The organism is Janthinobacterium agaricidamnosum NBRC 102515 = DSM 9628 (genome assembly GCF_000723165.1).
GTDB classification, from domain to species: Bacteria; Pseudomonadota; Gammaproteobacteria; order Burkholderiales; family Burkholderiaceae_D; genus Janthinobacterium; species Janthinobacterium agaricidamnosum.
In genome coordinates this window covers 4,745,792-4,762,602 of sequence record NZ_HG322949.1, presented here as the reverse complement: position 1 = coordinate 4,762,602, position 16,811 = coordinate 4,745,792, and the positions used below count along the sequence as shown (strand labels likewise).

At 63.0% G+C, this 16,811-nt stretch carries 13 protein-coding genes; 10 read left to right on the top strand and 3 right to left on the bottom strand.

From position 1 onward, the window contains the following. The first annotated feature begins 67 nt into the window (after nucleotides 1-67). Nucleotides 68-1,048, top strand: coding sequence for a choice-of-anchor A family protein (locus tag GJA_RS20435; protein ID WP_038495980.1), 981 nt, complete (start codon nucleotides 68-70; stop codon nucleotides 1,046-1,048). A gap of 16 nt (nucleotides 1,049-1,064) precedes the next feature. Here the strand turns inward: GJA_RS20435 and GJA_RS20430 are convergent, their stop codons facing one another. Together GJA_RS20430 and GJA_RS20425 are read right to left on the bottom strand one after the other, a co-directional pair. Then, entirely contained in the window at nucleotides 1,065-1,715 is a 651-nt protein-coding gene (locus GJA_RS20430) for a TetR/AcrR family transcriptional regulator (RefSeq protein ID WP_242404592.1), read from the bottom strand. Nucleotides 1,716-1,745: 30 nt separating this feature from the next. Continuing rightward, nucleotides 1,746-3,212 (bottom strand): aminotransferase-like domain-containing protein, encoded by a 1,467-nt coding sequence (locus tag GJA_RS20425; protein ID WP_051781186.1) that lies wholly within the window; start codon nucleotides 3,210-3,212, stop codon nucleotides 1,746-1,748. Nucleotides 3,213-3,414: 202 nt separating this feature from the next. On the opposite strand from GJA_RS20425, the gene aptA reads away from it, so the two are divergent. The 9 genes from aptA (at nucleotide 3,415) to GJA_RS20380 (ending at nucleotide 14,949) form a co-directional block, all read left to right on the top strand. Then, nucleotides 3,415-4,731, top strand: a complete 1,317-nt coding sequence (gene aptA / locus GJA_RS20420) for an omega-aminotransferase AptA (protein WP_038495974.1) — start codon at nucleotides 3,415-3,417, stop codon at nucleotides 4,729-4,731. 23 nt (nucleotides 4,732-4,754) lie between these two features. Further along, a complete protein-coding gene (locus GJA_RS20415; protein ID WP_038500614.1) occupies nucleotides 4,755-6,257 on the top strand; it encodes a CoA-acylating methylmalonate-semialdehyde dehydrogenase in 1,503 nt (500 codons plus the stop codon). A 58-nt stretch (nucleotides 6,258-6,315) separates the two neighbouring features. After that, entirely contained in the window at nucleotides 6,316-7,695 is a 1,380-nt protein-coding gene (locus tag GJA_RS20410) for an NAD(P)-dependent oxidoreductase (protein WP_081905513.1), read from the top strand. Next, nucleotides 7,688-8,971, top strand: coding sequence for an NAD-dependent dihydropyrimidine dehydrogenase subunit PreA (gene preA, locus GJA_RS20405; RefSeq protein ID WP_038495970.1), 1,284 nt, complete (start codon nucleotides 7,688-7,690; stop codon nucleotides 8,969-8,971). The genes GJA_RS20410 and preA overlap by 8 nt, the downstream gene beginning before the upstream one ends. 127 nt (nucleotides 8,972-9,098) lie before the next feature. Beyond that, nucleotides 9,099-10,580, top strand: a complete 1,482-nt coding sequence (locus tag GJA_RS20400) for an NCS1 family nucleobase:cation symporter-1 (RefSeq protein WP_038495967.1) — start codon at nucleotides 9,099-9,101, stop codon at nucleotides 10,578-10,580. 15 nt (nucleotides 10,581-10,595) lie between these two features. Beyond that, nucleotides 10,596-11,990 carry a dihydropyrimidinase gene (gene hydA / locus GJA_RS20395; protein WP_038495964.1) on the top strand — a complete coding sequence of 465 codons (1,395 nt, stop codon included), beginning with the start codon at nucleotides 10,596-10,598 and terminating at the stop codon, nucleotides 11,988-11,990. Between the two features lie 25 nt (nucleotides 11,991-12,015). Beyond that, entirely contained in the window at nucleotides 12,016-13,263 is a 1,248-nt protein-coding gene (locus GJA_RS20390; protein ID WP_038495961.1) for a Zn-dependent hydrolase, read from the top strand. Between the two features lie 66 nt (nucleotides 13,264-13,329). Beyond that, nucleotides 13,330-14,709, top strand: a complete 1,380-nt coding sequence (locus GJA_RS20385; RefSeq protein WP_038495958.1) for a tetratricopeptide repeat protein — start codon at nucleotides 13,330-13,332, stop codon at nucleotides 14,707-14,709. Nucleotides 14,710-14,742: 33 nt separating this feature from the next. Next, entirely contained in the window at nucleotides 14,743-14,949 is a 207-nt protein-coding gene (locus GJA_RS20380) for a hypothetical protein (RefSeq protein ID WP_038495956.1), read from the top strand. On the opposite strand, the gene GJA_RS20375 is transcribed toward GJA_RS20380, so the two are convergent. Continuing rightward, nucleotides 14,950-16,704: an allantoate amidohydrolase gene (locus tag GJA_RS20375; protein ID WP_038495953.1), complete on the bottom strand. Its 1,755-nt coding sequence runs from the start codon at nucleotides 16,702-16,704 to the stop codon at nucleotides 14,950-14,952. Nucleotides 16,705-16,811 lie beyond the last annotated feature (107 nt).

Here is a 16,811-nt window from a genome sequence, read left to right as displayed (position 1 = left end):
CAATAGTACTTAAGAAATTGTAAATTGTGATATCATTTAATATAACTTGACTATTAATTCATATGACATGATCGCATTCTCCAAAATACCAGCCGTTTTTCTGTTATCGACAATCTTGACCACTGGTCTTGCCCAGGCCGGCGTGGTCGACTTGAATATCGGCGGCGCCAATGTTTACACCTTGGGTAACTTCAGTTCCGGGGGAAGCCAAGTTGGCGGCACTTTGCTGGTGGCTGGAAACATGAATGTCTCCAATTCTTATGTGAATATTCATGGAAAAAACAAGGATGGCGATTCCGCTTTTTCGCTGGCGGTTGGTGGCGACTTGAATTTCAATTCTGGCAGTGTCGGTAACGCGCAACGGAACGATATGTATTATGTCGGTGGCAACAGCCGTATTAATAACAGCGCCAGTGCCTTTACCAGCACCAAATCGACTACTCCGCCATTGTCGTTTGCCGATACGTCGGCGCATTTGAAAAATGTCTCGACCTCGCTTTCCACGGTCGCGAGTACCGGTTCGTCGAAACTGGCTTCGAACGGCAGGGACTTGAACTTTACTGGCAGCGGCAGCGGTAAGGTGCAAGTGTTCAATGTTTCCGGCTACGATCTCCGGTCTGCCTCAACCGTCAGCTTCTATAACACGCACGCTTACGACACCATCATCGTGAATGTCAGTGGAAAATCCAGTGGTTTTTCTTATAACGTGGATATGGGATCTTCTTTTATCTACAATCTTTTATTTAATTTTTATGAGGCGACAGACCTGGCTATGCCGCAAAGCATGAATTTAAGCGCGAATCTGCTGGCGCCATCGGCCACCTTGTGGGGCGGCGCAGGTAATATTGAGGGCAATGTTGTGGTCGGCAATTGGAATTCGAACATGACGACGACTATTGGCAACAACGCCTTCAAACCGGTCGACGTGCCGGGTTTGATTTCGCCGGTGCCGGAACCGGAATCCTATGCGATGTGGCTGGCCGGCCTGGGCTTGCTGGGCTGCGTGGCGCGCCGTAAGGCGGCCAAGGGCAAGCAAGCCGCGGCCTGATAGCCGCGCAGTTTTTTCATGGGGCGGCAGGGCGGCCGACTGCCGCCAGCACCATGTGCGTGATCATCTCCGCGCCATCGTCGAAGTCCTGCTCCGTCAATTGTGCGCGGTCCAGCACCAGTGCCATCTGCGCCGAGAAATCGGCGTACGACTGTGTCATGGCCCAGATCGCAAACATCAGATGGGTCGCGTTGACCGGCGCCATCTGGCCGGCCGCGATCCATTGTTCGAACACCGCGATATCCTTGCGCAGCAGCGGCACCACCCGGGTGCGTATCTGTTCGCCATACACCGGCGCGCCGGCGATCACTTCCATCGCATACACGCGCGACGCCCACGGCTGCTCGCGCGAGAAGCGCAGCTTGGCCTGGATGTAGCAACGCAGCAGGTCTTGCGGCGGCCGGTGGTCGTCGGCCAGCGTTTCCATGCGCGCCAGCCAGTCGTCCAGCACATCGTCCAGCACGCGCTGGTACAGCGCCTGCTTGCTCGGGAAATAATACATCAGGTTTTGTTTCGACAGCCCGACCCGCTCGGCGATGACGGCGATCGAGGTGCCTTCATAACCGCACTCGGCGAACACCCGCACCGCCTGTTCGACGATGTCGGCTTCCAGCCGGTCGCGGTTCAGCACGCGCCGTTTGACGGGCGCCCGATTTTCCTGCCGCATGCTGTCTCCCTTGATGGTGGCCATGATGGTTTAGCGTGGACGTACGGATTGTAAAAATGCGAGCAGCTGTGGCGAATCGCTATACGCGACATTAAAACGGAACCACACCGTTTGCGGTTCGCGCAGCATGAAAAAATCATTTGGCGACAGCAGGATGCCGGACTTCAGCGCCCGCTCGGCGATCGCCTTGCCGTGCCATTCCGGCGTCGCCGCATCGGGCCAGCCGGCGCTGACGAACATGCCGCCGCGCGGCTGCGCCAGCGGAGACAATCCGGCCAGCGCCAGGTTGTCGATGCTGCGCTGGCGGCTGGTTTCCAGTTGCTGCACCAGCCGTTCGATCATGCGTTTATACGGCCGCGCCGAGAGCGCGTGATAAGCGGCCCGCTCATTGATTTCGGAGGTCGTCAAACCGGCCAGCATCTTGACGCGCAGCAGTTCCGGCAGCAGCGAACCGGACGCCGCAATCGAACCGACCCGCAGTACCGGCGACAGCGTCTTGGAGCAGCTGCCAATCCGGATCACGCGGCGCAAGCCATCCATCGCCGCCAGCGATGCTTCGCCGCGCGGCGTCAGCTCGCGGTAGATATCGTCTTCGACCAGCCAGAAATCGAATTGCTCCGCCAGCGCCAGCAAGCGGTGCGCCTGGGCGTGGCTGAGCGAGGTACCGAGCGGATTTTGCAGCACCGTATTGACGAACATCAGCTTGGGTTGGGTCAGCGCCGCTTGCCGCACCAGCTCGTCGATATCGAGTCCGTGCTCGCCGCGTGGTATGCCGACCGGGATGCAGCCGTGGTGCCGTATCAGCGACAGCAGGTTGCTGTAGCCCGGATCTTCGACGAATACCGTGTCGCCCGGCTTGGTCAGGCTGCGCAAGACCAGGTCGAACGCATGGGTGGCGCCGTTGGTCAGCAAGATCTGGTCGGGGCCGACGCTGAACAATTCGTCGGACAGCATGGCCGCCAGGTGCTGGCGCAGCGACGGAAAACCGAGCGGATGGCCATAACCGCGCAAGCGGCCGGCGGGAATCTTCATCGCCTGGCGCACCGCGGCCAGCAGCGTGGTTTCGCCATACATTTCCGGCGGCAGCCAGCCGGCGCCGACCGGCAGCGCTTCCGACATGCCGCAATAGAGGCCAGGCGTCAGCGCATCGATGACGGTCGGGTTGCTGTGGACCAGCGACTGGGAAGTGACCGCCGCTTCTTGGCGCGCGACAAAATAACCGGAGCCGCGGCGCGACGACAGCAAGCCGAGGTTGACCAGCCGGTCGTAGGATTCGACCACTGTAAAGGTGGACACGCCGTTACACTTGGCGAATTGCCGCACCGATGGCATTTTGGTACCGATACGTAAATCGCGCTGGCCCACCATCGCCGTGACGGCCGACACGATCTGTTCCACCAGGCTGCCTTTTTTGCTGCGCTCGATGGCCAGCACCGGCCAGCCGGTGGCGGATTTGCCGCAATCGTTTTCGTCAGTCTCTCTGTCCGCTTGATCCATTTCAACACTCTCTACGCTGCAATGAACAAAACTGTAGCGGTTTTCTGACCTGTACGGTTGGAACAATTTGAGATTTGTGTATCTGTGCAACAGTCGAAGCGCTGTCTATGATTAGATCATATTTTTGCCAAATGGTAAATTATTTTGCAACTAGTAAAAAAACATGCGCATCGCTCTTGCGTTGTCATTACCGGAGAACCACATGAATGAATCCAGACCCGCATCCATGGCCTCGTTTTGGATGCCTTTCACCAATAACCGTGACTTCAAGGCCCATCCGCGCCTGCTGGTCTCGGCCGAAGGCATGTATTACAAGGACGTCGACGGCAAGCAGATCCTGGACGGCACGGCCGGCCTGTGGTGCGTGCCGTGCGGCCACGGACAGCCGAAAATCGTCGGCGCGATCCGCGAAATGGTCGGCCAGCTCGACTTTGCGCCGACCTTCCAGATGGGCCATCCGGCCGCCTTCGACCTGGCCGAAAAGCTGATGGACTACACCAATCACCGCTTTGGCCACGTGTTCTACACCAGCTCCGGTTCCGAGGCGGTCGATACCGCGCTGAAGATGGCGCTGGCCTACCATCGCGCGCGCGGCGAAGCGGGACGGACCCGGCTGATCGGCCGCGAGCGCGGCTATCACGGCGTCGGTTTCGGTGGCATCTCGGTCGGCGGCATCGCCGGCAACCGCAAGACCTTCGGCCCGCTGCTGCCCGGCGTCGACCATCTGCCGCACACCCACAATCTGGAGCAGAACGCCTACACGCGCGGCGAACCGGAGTACGGCACCCACTTGGCCGACGAACTGGAACGCATCGTCGCGCTGCACGACGCCTCGACCATCGCCGCCGTCATCGTCGAACCGGTGGCCGGCTCGACCGGCGTATTGATCCCGCCGAAGGGCTACCTGAAACGCTTGCGCGAACTGTGCACCAGACACGGCATCCTGCTGATCTTTGACGAAGTCATCACCGGCTTCGGCCGCCTGACGACGCCATTCGCGGCCGACTATTTCGACGTCGAGCCGGACCTGATGACGGTCGCCAAGGGGCTGACCAACGGCATGGTGCCGATGGGCGCGGTGTTTACCAAACAGCACATCCACGACGCCTTCATGGATGGCCCGGCCGGCATCGAACTGTTCCACGGCTATACCTATTCCGGCCACCCGCTGGCGTGCGCCGCCTCGCTGGCGACGCTGGAAGTATTCGAAGAACAAAACATCCTGCAACATGCGCAAGGCATGCAGGAATACTGGGCCGACGCGGTGCATTCCTTGAAGGGCTTGCCGCACGTGATCGACTTGCGCAGCATCGGCCTGATCGCCGGCATCGAACTGGCGCCGATTGCCGGCAAGCCGGGCGCGCGCGCCTTCGACGCCTTCAAGAAAGCGTTCGCAGACGGCGTACTGATCAGGACTACCGGCGACATCATCGCCCTGTCGCCGCCGCTGGTGCTGGAGAAACAGCACATCGACGAACTGTTCGGTAAGCTGGCCAGCGTACTGAAACACCTCGACTAAACCACCGGATGGAAGCAATCAATATGAGTCATCTCGACACCATCACCCATTTTATTAACGGCGCCAACGTCGATACGGACAGCGGCCGTTATGCCGATGTGTACAACCCGGCGCTGGGCGAGCCGGTGGCGCGCGTGGCGCTCGGCACGGCCGGCGACGTCGATAGCGCGGTGCAAGCCGCCGCCGCCGCCTTTCCGGCGTGGTCGGCCACGCCGCCGCTGACGCGCGCCCGGGTGCTGTTCAAGTACCTGCAACTGTGCCAGCAGCATGTCGATGAATTCGCCGCGATGCTGACCCGCGAACATGGCAAGACGTTTTCCGATGCGCAGGGCGAAGTTGCGCGCGGCATCGAAATGGTCGAATTCGCGGTCGGCATTCCGCAATTGCTGAAGGGCGAATTCACCGACCAGATTTCACGCGGCATCGACGCCTGGGCCATGCGCCAGGCGCTCGGCGTGGTGGCCGGCATCACGCCGTTCAACTTTCCGGTGATGGTGCCGATGTGGATGTTCCCGGTCGCCATCGCCTGCGGCAATACCTTCGTGCTGAAGCCGTCCGAACGCGATCCGTCGGCCTCGCTGCTGCATGCAAAACTGCTCAAGGAAGCGGGCTTGCCGGACGGCGTGTTCAACGTGGTACAGGGCGATAAAGTCACTGTCGATGCGCTGCTCGATCATCCGGTGGTGCAGGCCGTCAGCTTCGTCGGTTCGACCCCGATCGCCGAATATATCTATGCGCGCGGCAGCGCCAGCGGCAAGCGGGTGCAGGCGCTGGGCGGCGCGAAAAATCATATGGTGGTGATGCCCGACGCCGACCTGGAAATGACGGTCGATGCGCTGGTCGGCGCCGCCTACGGTTCGGCCGGCGAGCGCTGCATGGCGATTTCGGTGGTGGTGGCGGTCGGCGGCGTCGGCGATCAATTGACGGCCGCACTGGCACGGCGCACGGCCGCACTGAAAATACGCGACGGCATGGCGCACGATGCCGAAATGGGGCCGGTGGTATCCAGCGCGGCCAAGCAGCGCATCGAAAAACTGATCGGCGACGGCGTCGAGCAGGGCGCCACGCTGGTGGTCGACGGCCGCAACCACGTCGTGGCTGGACGCGAAAACGGCTTCTTCGTCGGCGGCACCTTGTTCGACCATGTGACGCCCGACATGAGCATCTACAAGGAAGAGATTTTCGGCCCGGTGCTGTGCATCTTGCGCGCGCCGGACGTGGCCAGCGCGGTGGCCCTGATCAACGCCAACGAGTACGGCAACGGCGTGGCGATCTACACCCGCGACGGCGGCGTGGCGCGCGAGTTCGTGCGCCAGATCCAGGTCGGCATGGTCGGCGTCAATGTGCCGCTGCCGGTGCCGATGGCCTTCAACAGTTTTGGCGGATGGAAGCGCAGCATGTTCGGCGACCATCATGCCTACGGTCCCGAAGGCGTGCGCTTTTATACGCGCCACAAGGCCGTGATGCAGCGCTGGCCGAATACCGCCAGCGCTGGTGTGGAATTTGCTTTTCCGCAGATGAAATAAGCGGTCCAGCAATTCAGTCGTATCGATATGAGTCCCTAATTAATCCGCAGGAATGGAAATGATGATCGAATCCCTGAACTACCTGCCGCAGCCTGGCTTGTCCAATAGCGACCTGGCCGGGCATTTCACCGACCTGGCGCCGGCCTTGACGCCGCGCCAGGCGGCGATCGAAAGCGCACGCTGCCTGTATTGCTACGATGCGCCGTGCAGCCGCATCTGCCCGTCGGAAATCGACGTCGCCAGCTTTATCCGCAACATCCACGACAAGAATATCAATGGCGCCGCGGCGACCATCCTGAAGCAGAATATCCTGGGCGGCAGTTGTGCCCGCGTCTGTCCGACCGAGATCCTGTGCCAGGATGTCTGCGTGCGCAATCACGACGCCGAAGGCCAGCCGGTCAAGATCGGCCTGCTGCAACGCCACGCGGTCGACAACATGACTTTTGCCAGCCATCCGTTCCAGCGCGCGCCGTCCACCGGCAAGACCGTGGCGGTGGTCGGCGCCGGCCCGGCCGGCCTGTCCTGCGCGCACCGGCTGGCGATGCTGGGCCACGACGTGGTGATTTTCGAGGCGCGCGAAAAGGCCGGCGGCCTGAATGAGTACGGCATCGCCAAATACAAATTGACCGACGATTTCGCGCAAAAGGAAGTGGACTTCCTGCTCGGCATCGGCGGCATCGAAATTCGATGTAGCCAGACCCTGGGCGGCAATCTGCAGCTCAGGGAACTGCATCAACAATACGACGCGGTCTTCCTCGGCCTGGGCCTGGGCGCCAGCCGCAAGCTGGGCCTGACCGGCGAAGATGCCCCGGGTCTGCTGGCCGCGGTCGACTACATCGCCGAGCTGCGCCAGGCCGATGATTTAAGCAAGCTGCCGCTGCCGAAGCGGGCCATCGTCATCGGCGCCGGCAATACCGCGATCGACATGGCGGTGCAAATCCAGCGCCTCGGCTGCGAAGAAGTCACGCTGGTGTACCGCCGCGGCTTCGAGGCGATGAGCGCGACCCATCACGAACAGGACATCGCCAAGGCCAACCAGGTGCGCATGCTGACCTGGGCGCAGCCGCAGCAAGTATTGCTGGATGGCGCCGGCCGCGTGGCCGGCATGCGCTTCGAGAAAACCCGGGCCGACAATGGCCGCCTGATTGCTACCGGCGAAACGGTGGAGATCGCCGCCGACGCGATTTTCAAGGCCATCGGCCAAAGCCTGGACGAAGCCGGCATCAAGGCCGATCCGCTGGCCGCACTGCTGCGGCGCGATGGCGACAAGATCGCCGTCGACAGCCAGTTCCGCACGGTCTTGCCGGGCATTTACGCCGGCGGCGACTGTGTCGCCCCTGGCCAGGACTTGACGGTGCAAGCCGTCCAGCACGGCAAACTGGCCGCACTGGCCATCCATCACGATATCCTGTCCAAGGCGGAGGCGCAGCATGGCTGACCTGAGCATCGATTTTTGCGGCATCAAGGCGCCGAATCCCTTCTGGCTGGCGTCCGCGCCGCCGACCGACAAGGCGTATAACGTGGTGCGCGCCTTCGAGGCCGGCTGGGGCGGCGTGGTGTGGAAAACGCTGGGCGAAGATCCGCCGCCGGTCAACGTGTCGTCGCGCTATTCCGCGCTGTACGGCAAGAACCGCGAAGTGATCGGCTTTAATAATATCGAGCTGATCACCGACCGTTCGCTGGACATCAACCTGCGCGAAATCACGCAAGTCAAGAAGGACTGGCCGGACCGCGCGATGGTCGTGTCGCTGATGCTGCCGTGCGAAGAACGGCTGTGGGCCGAGATCCTGCCCAAGGTCGAGGCGACCGGCGCCGACGGCATCGAACTCAATTTCGGCTGCCCGCACGGCATGCCGGAACGCGGCATGGGCGCGGCGGTCGGGCAGGTGCCGGAGTATGTGCAAATGGTTACCGCCTGGTGCAAGAAATACTCGCGCCTGCCGGTGATCGTCAAGCTGACGCCGAACATCACCGACGTGCGCATGCCGGCCCGCGCCGCGCTGGCCGGCGGCGCCGATGCGGTCTCGCTGATCAACACCATCAACTCGATCACCTCGCTCGACCTGGACCGCATGGTGGCCTTGCCGATCGTCGGCGGCGCCAGCACCCACGGCGGTTATTGCGGCGCGGCGGTGAAACCGATCGCACTCAATATGGTGGCGGAAATCGCCCGCGATCCGGCCACCCACGGCTTGCCGATTTCCGGCATCGGCGGCATCGGCAACTGGCGCGACGCGGCCGAATTCATCGCGCTCGGCGCCGGCTCGGTGCAAGTGTGCACCGCCGCGATGCTGCACGGTTTTCGCATCGTCGAAGAGATGAAGGACGGCTTGTCGCGCTGGATGGACGAGAAGGGCTATCAAACCATCGGCGATTTTTGCGGCAAGGCGGTGTCCAACACCACCGACTGGAAATACCTGGACATGAATTACCAGGTCATTGCGCAAATCAACCAGGACGATTGCATCAAGTGCGGCAAATGCTACGTCGCCTGCGAAGACACGTCGCACCAGTCGATCGCGCAACTGATCGACGCCGCCGGCGTGCGCACCTATGAAGTGATCAAGGAGGAATGCGTCGGTTGCAACCTGTGCGAAATCACTTGTCCGGTGCAGGGTTGCATCACGATGGTGCGCCAGGAAAGCGGCAAGCCGTATATGAACTGGACGCAAGATGCGCGCAATCCCAGAGCCGAGTCGCCGCAACCTAGGTAAGACATTTCCAGCGTCATATTTGTTATAAACTAATGCGGACTGTGCTGTCACTAACAACAATACTCCGATAACCCGCATCCCCTGCGTCCACTATGACGCAGGGGCGTCTACCGATGGAGAACAATTCGTGAACCAAGATTTCTCAGGCAATACGCAGCTATGGAACGCCGACCTGGCGCCGACCACGGCGGCGCAGCGCAGCTGGCGCTGGTATCACTTCGCCGCGCTGTGGGTCGGCATGGTGATGTGCATTCCGGCCTACACCTTGTCGGCCAGTTTGATCGACAGCGGCATGTCCGGCTACCAGGCGGTGCTCACGGTGTTTCTGGCCAACGCCATCGTGCTGTTGCCGATGCTGCTGATCGGCCATGCCGGCACCAAGTACGGCATTCCTTACGCGGTGCTGGCGCGCTCCTCGTTCGGCACTTCCGGCGCGCGCTTGCCGGCGCTGATGCGGGCGATTGTCGCCTGCGGCTGGTACGGCATCCAGACCTGGTTCGGCGGCCAGATGATTTATATCCTGATGGGCGTGCTGCTGGGCCGTGAGCTGGGCGGCGACAAGATCGCCTGGCTGGGCATCAACGGCAGCCAGCTGCTGTGTTTCCTGGCCTTCTGGGCGATCCAGTTTTACTACATCCTGCACGGCATGGAGGCGATCCGCAAGCTGGAAACCTATACCGCGCCGCTGAAAATCCTGATTTGCCTGGTCTTGTTGTATTGGGTGCATACCCGCGCCGGCGGCGTCGCTGCGCTGCTCGACCAGCCTTCGCAATTCATCCCCGGCGGTAAAAAGGCCGGCCAGTTCTGGGTGGTGTTCTGGCCCTCGCTGACCGCGATGGTCGGCTTCTGGGCCACGCTGGCGCTGAACATTCCCGACTTCACCCGTTTCGCCAGGAGCCAGCGCGACCAGATCGTCGGCCAGAGCATCGGCTTGCCGGTGCCGATGGGCTTGCTGGCCATGCTGGCGGTGATCGTCACGTCGGCGTCGGTGGTCTTGTACGGCAAGGCGATCTGGGATCCGGTCGACCTGGCCAGCCGCATGGCCGGCGCGGCGGTGCTGGTCGCGCTGATCGTCTTGCTGATCGATACCGTCAGCGTCAACCTGGCGGCCAACCTGGTCGGACCGGCCTACGATTTTTCCTCGCTGGCGCCGCAGCGGATTTCATACAAGATGGGCGGCTATATCACCGCCTCGATCGCCATCGTGATGATGCCGTGGAAGGTGCTGGAATCGACCCAGGGTTATATCTTCACGTGGCTGATCGGCTATTCGGCGCTGCTGGGGCCGATCGCCGGCATCCTGATCGTCGATTATTACTTCATCCGCAAGACCCGGCTGGATGTCGCGCAACTGTACCGCGACGATGGCAAATACTCTTACGGCAATGGCTGGAACACGGCGGCGCTGGTAGCTTTCGCGGTCGGCGTGCTGCCGAATATTCCCGGCTTCCTGCATGCCGCGTTTCCCGCTACGTTTCCCCATGTGGCGGACGTTTTCAAGACCATTTATACCTATGCCTGGTTCGTTGGCGTTGCGCTGTCGGCGCTGGCCTATGGCTTGCAAATGAAGGGCAAGGCCGTGCCGGCGATGCGCGTGGTGCGGTCTTGATTCAAGGAGAGTGACATGACTACGATTATTCGTGGCGGCACCGTGGTCAATGCGGACCGCGCGTTTCGCGCCGATGTGCTGTGTTACGGCGACAAGATCGTCGCCATCGGCGACAACCTGGAGGCGCCGCCGTCGGCCCAGGTGATCGACGCCAGCGGCCAGTACGTGATGCCGGGCGGGATCGACACCCACACCCATATGAACTTGCCGTTCATGGGCACGGTGACCTCGGACGATTTTTTCAGCGGTACCGCGGCCGGCCTGGCCGGCGGCACCACCACCATCATGGACTTCGTGATCCCGGCGCCGAAGCAGTCGCTGCTGGAGGCTTACCACACCTGGCGCGGCTGGGCCGCCAAATCGGCCGGCGACTACACGTTCCACGTCGCGGTCACTTGGTGGGACGACAGCGTGCATGAAGAAATGGGCATCCTGGTGCGCGAGCATGGCGTGAACAGCTTCAAGCATTTCATGGCCTATAAAAACGCCATCATGGCCGACGATGAAACGCTGGTGAAAAGCTTTTCGCGCGCGCTGGAACTGGGCGCGCTGCCGACCGTGCATGCGGAAAACGGCGAGCTGGTATTCCAGCTGCAGCAATCGCTGCTGAAGCAGGGCATCACCGGGCCGCGGGCGCATCCGCTGTCGCGCCCGCCGGCGGTCGAGGCCGAGGCGGCCAACCGCGCCATCGCCATCGCCAATGTGCTCAACACGCCGGTGTACGTGGTGCATGTGTCGTGCAGCGAATCGCTGGACGCGATCGCGCGCGCCCGCGCCAATGGCCAGAAGGTGTATGGCGAAGTATTGGCCGGCCACCTGGTGATCGACGACAGCGTGTACCAAAGCACCGATTTCGATTACGCGGCCGGTCACGTGATGAGTCCTCCGTTCCGCGGCAAGGCGCACCAGGCGTCGCTGTGGCACGGCCTGCAAAGCGGCAACCTGCACACCACCGCGACCGACCACTGCACGTTTTGCGCCGAACAGAAGGCGGCCGGCCGCGACGATTTCACCAAGATCCCGAACGGCTGCGGCGGCGTCGAGGACCGCATGGCGGTGGTGTGGGACGCCGGCGTCAATTCCGGCAAGCTGACGCCGTCCGAGTTTGTCCGCGTCACGTCGACCAACGCGGCGCAGATTTTCAATATGTACCCGCGCAAGGGCTTGATTGCGGTCGGTGCCGACGCCGACATCGTGGTCTGGGACCCGCAAGGCACGCGCACCATTTCAGCCAAAACGCAATTCGCCAAGGGCGGTTTTAACGTGTTCGAGGGCCGCACCGTGCGCGGCATCCCGAGCACCACGCTGGCGGCCGGCAACGTGGTATTCCATCGCGGCGAACTGACGGCGGTGGAGGGGGCCGGACGTTATGTCGAGCGGCCCGCTTTCAGCGCCACGTCCGCCGTTTGAACCGTCAAACTCAAGGAGTTTCCAGATGAGTGAATTGCACAGCGAGATACGTATCAATGGCGACCGGCTGTGGGCCGCGCTGATGGAACTGGCGCAAATCGGCGCCACCCCGAAAGGCGGCGTCAAGCGGCTGGCGCTGACCGACCTCGATAAACAGGGACGCGACCTGGTGGTCGGCTGGGGCCGCGCAGCCGGCATGAGCATCACCATCGACCAGATCGGCAATGTGTTCATGCGCCGCGACGGGACCAATAATGCGCTGCCGCCGGTGATGACGGGCAGCCATATCGACACCCAGCCGACCGGCGGCAAGTTCGACGGCAATTACGGCGTGCTGGCCGGCCTGGAAGTGGTGCGCACCTTGAACGACTTGAAGATCCAGACCGAGGCGCCGATCGAGGTGGCGTTCTGGACCAATGAAGAAGGGTCGCGCTTCGTGCCGGTGATGATGGGTTCCGGCGTGTTTTGCGGCGCCTTCAGCCTGGACACCGCGTATGCGGCGCAAGATACCGACGGCAAGACCGTCGGCGAGGAACTGGAACGGATCGGCTACAAGGGCGACCAGGTGCCGGGCGACCATCCGATCGGCGCGTATTTCGAAACCCATATCGAACAGGGGCCGGTGCTGGAAGACGCCGGCAAGGTGATCGGCGTGGTGCCGGCCGTGATGGGCTTGTCCTGGTACGACTGCGTGGTCAGCGGCATGGAGGCGCATGCCGGGCCGACCCCGATGCAACTGCGCAAGGATGCGCTGCAAGTGGCGACCCGCATCATGCAGGAAGCGGTGGCCATCGCCCACCGCTATCCGCCGTACGGGCGCGGCACGGTCGGCATGGTGCAAGTGTTTCCGAACAGCCGCAACGTGATACCGGGCGAAGTCAAGTTCAGCATCGACCTGCGCAACGTCAACCAAGAACTGCTGACCACCATGCACGAGGAAATGGTCGCCTTCATCGACCGCACCCGCGCCGAATCCGGACTCGGCATCACGCTGGAACGGGTCTCGTATTACCCGCCATGCCCGTTCCATCCGGACTGCGTCGGCGCGGTGCGCAACGCCACCGCCAAGCTGGGTTATTCAGTGATGGACGTGGTGTCGGGAGCCGGCCACGATGCGATTTACGCGGCGCGGCTGGCGCCGTCCGGCATGATTTTCGTGCCGTGCAAGGACGGCATCAGCCACAATGAAATCGAAGACGCCAAGCCGGAACACCTGGAAGCGGGCTGCAACGTGCTGCTGCATGCGATGCTGGAGCGGGCCGGGGTGGCGTGACCGAAGCCGGCGCTGCCGCGCCGGCGGTGCTATGCTGTCGGCTGTGTTTTGTTCCCGCCATCAGCCATGTCCCATCCATCCGACCAGGCGTTAGCCTTTTTCACGCAAGGCAACCGTCATCTTGCCGACGGCGACGATGCCGCCGCCGAGGCATGCTTCCTGCGCGTGCTGGAACTCGATCCGGACAGCGGCGCGGCGCTGGCCAACCTGGCTTACCTGGGCGAGCGGGCCGCGCGCTGGGAACAGGCTGAAGCCTGTTACCGGCGCGCCATCGAACTGTTGCCGGATCACCCGCAGATTTACCGCAACCTCGGGGCGCTGCTGTTAAAGGCCAAGCGTTTCGACGAAGCCGAAACGGTGAGCCGGCTGGCGCTGTACCTGGAGCCGGACCATGCGCCGGCCTGGTCCAACCTCGGCGTGCTGCTGGTGCATATGGGGCGCGAGCGGGAAGCCGAGGATTGCTACCGCAGCGCGCTGCAGCTCGACGGCGGCTGCGCCAAGGCGCGCTTCAACCTGGCGTATCTGCTGCTGCGCCAGGGGCGCATGGCAGAAGGCTGGACCATGCTGGAAGCGCGCGAACAATCGGTCGCGCTGGCCGCTTATTTTTCGTGTCCGCGCTGGCAGGGCGAGCCGCTGGCCGGCAAGTCGCTGGTGATCAGTTTTGAGGCCGGCCTCGGCGACACGATCCAGTTTAGCCGCTACATCCTGCTGCTGAAAGAGCGGGGCGCCGCGCGGGTCGCGCTGATTTGCCACCCGCCGTTGAAATCGCTGATGCTGACCTTGCGCGGCGTCGACCAGGTGTACGCCTATGACGAGGCGGTGCCCGCCGACGGCTGGGATTTCTGGACCCTGACGCTGAGCCTGCCCGGGTTGTGCGGCACCCGGCTCGATACGATCCCCGCGCCGATTCCCTACCTGAGCGCCGAGCCGGCGCGCAAGCGCTACTGGGCGGGCCAATTGCCGCGCGAGCGCATCAATATCGGCCTGGTCTGGAAAGGCAATCCGGCGTTTGAAAACGATGCCGACCGTTCGCTGCCGTCGCTGCAAATGCTGGTCCCGCTGGCCGTGTTCAGTGAGGTACAGTGGGTCGGTCTGCAAAAAGGCGCCGGCGAAGAGGAGTCGTCGCCGCTGCTGCCGCTGCTGCCGTTCGGCCCGGCCCTGCGCGACTTTGCCGACACCGCCGCGCTGGTCGACAGCCTGGACCTGGTGATCAGCGTCGATACGGCGGTGGCCCACCTGGCGGGTGCGCTGGGCAAGCCTTGCTGGGTGCTGCTGCCGCATCACCGCACTGACTGGCGCTGGCTGTCCGGGCGCAGCGACACGCCGTGGTATCCGCAAACGATGCGCCTGTTCTTGCAGGAACAGGCCGGTCAGTGGGAACCGGTGATCGGCCGCGTGGCCGAGGCGCTGCGCGACTGGCTGGCGCACCCTGTTGCGAAATCATAAGGCGCGGTGCGGGCCGCGGTGCGTCATTTGCGGATGAAGACCAAGGAGAGCGTGCTGTCGCCGCGCGACGTTTCGCTGGCGATGAATCAAATGGTGCCGGGCGTAACCATCGGCGGCTGTATCGGCCGGTTCGTCGCGCAATCGACCAATACGGTGCCGGGCGTCGAGGGCGTGTTCGCGACGCTGGAAAGCGTCGTCAAGCGCTTGTTCAACCTGCAAGACCCGGCGCCGAAGACTTAATTAAGGTGTCGGCTTGAAATTCTGCAGGAAGTCGAGCAGCACCCGCGCCGCGATGTCGGCGTCGTCGGCGGTCATGGTTTCCAGCGGATTGTGGCTGATGCCGCCATTGCCGCAGCGCGTGAACAGCATCGCCACGTCGGTGATCTCGGCCATCGCCATCGCGTCGTGGCCGGCGCCGGACAGCAAGTCGAAACGCGGCAGGCCGCTGCGTTCGACAGCCTCGCCCAGTTGCGCCATCAGCCATGGCGCGCACGGCGCCGCGTCGGCCGACACCACTTGCCGGATCTCGGCGTCGACCTGGCGTCGTTCGCAAATTCGAGCGATGCCGTCCAATACATCGCGCACCGCGGCCAGCCGCACCGCATCGCTGGCGGCGCGGATGTCGAGCGACAGGTCGCAGGCGCCGGGAATCACGTTGACCGAGCCATTCGGCACTTGCAGCTGGCCTACCGTGCCGACCAGCGCCTCGCCTTGTCCGCAGCGCTGTTCGACCAGCAGCACGATCTCGGCGGCGGCCGCCGCGGCGTCCTTGCGCATCGTCATCGGCGTGGTGCCGGCGTGGCTGGCCAGGCCGCGTAAATTCACGAGGTAGCGCGAACTGCCGGCGATCGCGCTGACCACGCCCAGCGGCAAGTCGCGTTCCAGCAGCACCGGTCCCTGTTCGATATGCACTTCGACATAGCCGAGCAGGCTGGCCGGATCGCGCGCGATGGCCGGGATCGTTGCGACATCGTGGCCGGCGGCGCTGATGGCGCTGCGCATGCTGATGCCGTCCGCATCGCTCTGCTCCAGCAGCGCCGGGTCGAACTTGCCGGTGAGCGCGGTGCTGCCGAGGAAGGTGCTCTTGAAGCGCACGCCTTCCTCTTCGGCGAAGCCGACGATCTCCAGGTGGAACGGCAGTTTTGTGCCGGCGCGGTGCAAATGGTCGGCGATCGCCATCGGCAGCAGGATGCCGAGCCGGCCATCGTATTTGCCGCCGTTGCGCACCGTGTCGTAGTGCGAGCCGGTGACCAGCGTCCTGGCGCCGGGCGTTTCGGACAGGTAGCGCCCGGTCACATTGCCGACCGCATCGATGTGCACCTGCAAGCCGGCGCCGGCCATCCATTCGGCCAGCCTGGCCGCGGTGGCCTGGTGCGCGGCGGTCATGTAGGCGCAGGTCAGGTGTTCCGGGCTGTCGCTGATGGCGCCCAGCGTTTCCGACCATTGCATGATCAGCGGGCCGAATTCCAGCGTCGCGCCGAGCAAGTCGTTCAGGCGCAGTTCGGCGATGCGCTTGATCTGGCGCAGCGACTCGGCGACTTCATCCTGGCGGCGGTTTTTCAGGCGCCGGGTAAACGTGGCGATGATCTCGCTGCGCGTCAAGCCGTTGCCGGTCGGGCCTTTGACGGCCAGGATGAACGGGAAACCGAACTTGGCGTTGTAGTCCGCATTGAGCTGCTGCAGCGTGGCGAATTCTTCCGGGCTGCACAGGTTCAGGCCGGATTTGGCTTGTTCCCGGGTCGATTCCTGCGTCAGCTGGCCGGCGATGGCGGCCTTGCCGGCCAGTTCCGGATGGGCGCGGATCAGGCCCAGCTGTTCATCGACGCTGGCGGCGGCCAGCACGTCTTGCAGCGCGCGCTTCAATTCGGTGATGCCGGCGAACGGCCGCGCGCCGGCGGCCCGTTCGGGTATCCATGGCGAGTGTTCGTAAATGCCGCGCAAATGCGCGATGAAGCCGGCTTCATCGCAGCTGTTCAATTCATACAGTGTCGTCATAATGGGGTCTGGGGTCCGATCATCCAGCATGCATGATATAGCGGCGCGCATGGTTTTGTCATACGCCGGCGCTGATGAGGGATATGGCGCGGGCAGCGCTCTTAGAG